Source organism: Dietzia sp. DQ11-38-2, from assembly GCF_014145055.1.
GTDB lineage: Bacteria > Actinomycetota > Actinomycetes > Mycobacteriales > Mycobacteriaceae > Dietzia.
Window position 1 is genome coordinate 1 of record NZ_JAALDW010000337.1, and the last position, 3,270, is coordinate 3,270.

Consider the following 3,270-nt stretch of genomic DNA (forward strand, 5'->3'; position numbering starts at 1 on the left):
TGCTCGCCGCGGGAGTGGTGGGCGGCTTCGAGGCCGTGCTCGCCGAGCACGTCCTCATCGCGTTCTTCGTCCCCGGCGTGGTCTACCTCGCCGACGCGATCGGGACCCAGACCGAGGCGCTCGTCATCCGCGGACTCTCGCTGGGGGTCGGGATACGTCAGGTGGCAGGGCGCGAGATCCTCACCGGGATCCTCCTGGGGCTCGTCCTCGGCGTGGTGTCACTGGTCCTGGTGGGTGTGATCTGGCAGGACTGGTCGGTGGCGCTGGCGGTCGCCCTCGCGCTGCTCGCCGCCGCCTCACTGGCCACGGTCATCGCGCTGGTGCTGCCGTGGCTCATCGACAGGGTCGGCAAAGACCCCGCCTTCGGCTCGGGCCCCCTCGCCACGGTGCTGCAGGACATCATCACGGTCACGATCTACCTCGCGGTGGCGTCCGTCCTCGTGGTGTGACACGCCCCGTGGGTCACGGGCCGGGTGGGTGACGGGCCGGGTGGGTGACGGGCGGGTCACGCCACCGCCAGCGGCCGGACCTGCTCGAGCATCACGTCGACGAACACGTCGGTGTTCTCCGCGCTGCCCAGACCGTGTCCGCCCTCGAGCCAGATCAGCTCCTTGGTCGGGGCGTCGAGTACGTCGTAGTACTCCTGCACCAGGCTCGGCATCGCGTTGACGTCGTGGCGTCCGACGAAGAAGAACACCGGCACCTCCAGCTCGGGGGCCTGCTCCACGAAATCCAGGTCCTCGAGCTGCGGATACACGGCGTTGAACGAGTCGATCAATCCGCGGGTGTGGTTGATCGTGTCGAGGTAGCCGTACTCGGGCACGAAGAACCCGAGGAGCGGCACCACCAGCGTGTAGCGGGGCGTGCCCATGATCTCGTTGAGCACGTCGAGGAAGTCCACGTAGGGCCGCACCACGTTCTCGCCGTGGTACGGCGGCGGCCCGTTCTCGCGGAGCCTGTCCGCACGCCGGGTCTCGCCCTGCTCCTCGAGGTGCGCCAGCGCCAGCTCGTAGCCCATCCGGTCGTTCTCACCTGTGTTGACCATCTGCCCGCTGCTGACGAAGGCGTGGAAGAGCTCGGGGTGCTCCTGCACCAGCCAGATGCCGAGGATGCTCGACCACGACACCCCGTAGACCACGATCCTCTCCTGCCCGAATCGCTCGATCAGGTACCGGGCGAGCGCGGCCGCGTCGTCGACGAACCGCTGCCGGTCGAGCTCGTCGAACGGCACGGCGCCGTACGACCTGCCCGTCCCCGGCTCGTCCCAGTTCACCACCGTGAAGTGCTCTTCCAGCGGCCGGAACTCGCGCGAGTTGAAGAACCCGCCGCCGCCCGGGCCGCCCATCCCGAGGTTGAGCAGGACCGGGTTTGACGTGTCGTGGCCGCGCAGGGTGATCCACTGCTCGCTGCCGTTCAGCTCCACCGCCTCCATCGACGCAATGCTGCCGGGCACCGGCTCGCCGTCCGGTCCGGTGATCGGCGGCGTCACGGCGAGGGTCTGCGAGGCGAGCACCGACCCGATCGCCGCGATCGCCACCACGCCCACCGCGGCCGGCCGCACCCACCGCCGGCGACGCGCGGCGACGAGCCAGACCAGACCGCCCAGGCCCAGCACGAGAAGGGGTAGCCACGCCCATAGTGGGACCGACGTGGTGAGGGGCAACAGGAGCACAGGAAGGAGCAGGAGGACGACCGCGACAACGGCCGCCGCGGTAACCCACCCGTGCGCCCGACCAGGCGACTTACGGCGCGCTGCCACCGGACCCGATCTGGATCTTCGTCGGCGCGGAGATCTCCGCCAGGGGGACGGTGACCTTGAGGACACCGTCGTCGTAGTCGGCCGTGATCTTCTGGACATCGGCGTGATCGGGCAACGCGATGCTGCGGAAGAAGCTGCTGCTGCTCTCGCGGACGACGTACTTGCGCGACTTGTCCTCGTCGCGCTCGTGCCGCTCGGCCTGGATGGACAGCGTCCCCTTGTCGACGGCGACGGAGATGTCCTTCTCCTCGAAGTTCGGGAGATGGACCTCCACCACCAACCCCGTGTCCCCCTCGGTGTACACGTCGGTGGTCGGGGCCCTGCCGCGGAGGGTGCCCAACAGACCGCTGTCCAGGAACTCCCTCCGCAGGGCGTCGAGCCCCGCGAACGGATCGAAACGTGCCAGGTTGTCCGCCATGATCGTGCTCCTTCTGCTCGGACGACATCACGCAACATCGTGACGGGTGGTCACGACCCATCGTCGTCCCGCCGATCGGGGCGGAGTAGGGCCATTGGGCCCGACCTCGACGGTCCACTCGACCGGCATGCCCGACCACCGACGGGCACACGCACGGTCGGACGGGTCGATCGACCCGGGGACCTCTCACCGCGGGACTTTCGGCCCTATCGGCGGTTCCGGTACCGGTACGACGATGACGGCATGACCAAAGCACTGAGCCCGGACCGCATCGTCGTCGGAGTCGACGGGTCCCGTCCGTCACTCTCCGCACTACGACGAGGCGCGCAGATCGCCGCCGCCCTGGACCTGACGGTGGAGGCGATCACCACCTGGGACTACCCGCCGATGATCGACGCCTACTACTCGGCGGACTGGACACTCGACGAGGATGCCGCAAAGCTGCTCGCCACCGCGGTCGACGACGCGTTCGACGGATCACCCCCCGAAGGGCTCCGCCAGACGGTCCTGCAGGGGCCCGCGGCGCGCCTGCTGATCGAGCACAGCAGGGGCGCGTACATGCTCGTGCTCGGCAGCCGCGGGCACGGCGGTTTCGTCGGGCTTCTTGTGGGATCGGTGAGTTCCGCCTGTGCCACCCACGCGCACTGCCCCGTCCTCATCATGCACGAGGACTGACCGGGATCCGGGGCTGAATCAGGCCGTGGCCCTGGCTGCCGCCGCCACCCCGGAGGACATCGTCGTCAGGATGTCCGCCACCGGCCGTCGCGGCGTCAGCGGTAGGGCCTTCGCGCCCGGCCGCGCCCACCCCATCCGGATGATGAGCTGGGGGAAGCATCCGCTCGACATGGCGGACTGCTGCAACACCCGCCGGGTCGCCGGCACCTCCAGCGCCTCGCTGATCGGGCAGGTCGACAAGCCGAAGGACGTGGCCTCCAGGAGCACCGCGCTGCTCGCCTCACCAGCACGGAGATGGCTGAAGTGGTCGTCACCGGGCGTCGCCATGACGAGGAACGCGCCCGCGTCCTCGGCGTCGCCGGCACGGCTTCCGGGGTCGCCGGCGTGGCGCCCGGGGTCGCCATCGTGGCCCCCGGCC

The 3,270-nt window shown here is 69.6% G+C and carries 5 protein-coding genes; 2 read left to right on the forward strand and 3 right to left on the reverse strand.

Annotated features, from left to right (window positions below):
- On the forward strand, window positions 1-449 hold a 449-nt coding region (locus G6026_RS11725), incomplete at its 5' end, for a magnesium transporter (protein ID WP_182613285.1).
- 56 nt (window positions 450-505) lie between these two features.
- Here G6026_RS11725 and G6026_RS11730 read toward each other — a convergent pair.
- Complete coding sequence (locus tag G6026_RS11730) at window positions 506-1,672, reverse strand: alpha/beta hydrolase (RefSeq protein WP_206682026.1); 1,167 nt, start codon at window positions 1,670-1,672, stop codon at window positions 506-508.
- Window positions 1,673-1,742: 70 nt separating this feature from the next.
- A complete protein-coding gene (locus G6026_RS11735; RefSeq protein ID WP_107756899.1) occupies window positions 1,743-2,177 on the reverse strand; it encodes an Hsp20/alpha crystallin family protein in 435 nt (144 codons plus the stop codon).
- Window positions 2,178-2,420: 243 nt separating this feature from the next.
- Here G6026_RS11735 and G6026_RS11740 point away from each other — a divergent pair, with 243 nt between their 5' ends.
- On the forward strand, window positions 2,421-2,852 hold the full coding sequence (locus G6026_RS11740; RefSeq protein WP_182613287.1) for a universal stress protein: 432 nt from the start codon (window positions 2,421-2,423) through the stop codon (window positions 2,850-2,852).
- 18 nt (window positions 2,853-2,870) lie between these two features.
- Here the strand turns inward: G6026_RS11740 and G6026_RS11745 are convergent.
- Window positions 2,871-3,270 (reverse strand): nitroreductase family protein (locus tag G6026_RS11745; RefSeq protein ID WP_182613288.1); only part of this gene is annotated, 400 nt, incomplete at its 5' end.

What these genes read in the sequence shown, in the direction of transcription:
- G6026_RS11735 (WP_107756899.1), bottom strand. Translation starts at nt 2,177, where the DNA reads ATGGCGGACAACCTGGCACGTTTCGATCCGTTCGCGGGGCTCGACGCC.
- G6026_RS11740 (WP_182613287.1), top strand. Translation starts at nt 2,421, where the DNA reads ATGACCAAAGCACTGAGCCCGGACCGCATCGTCGTCGGAGTCGACGGG.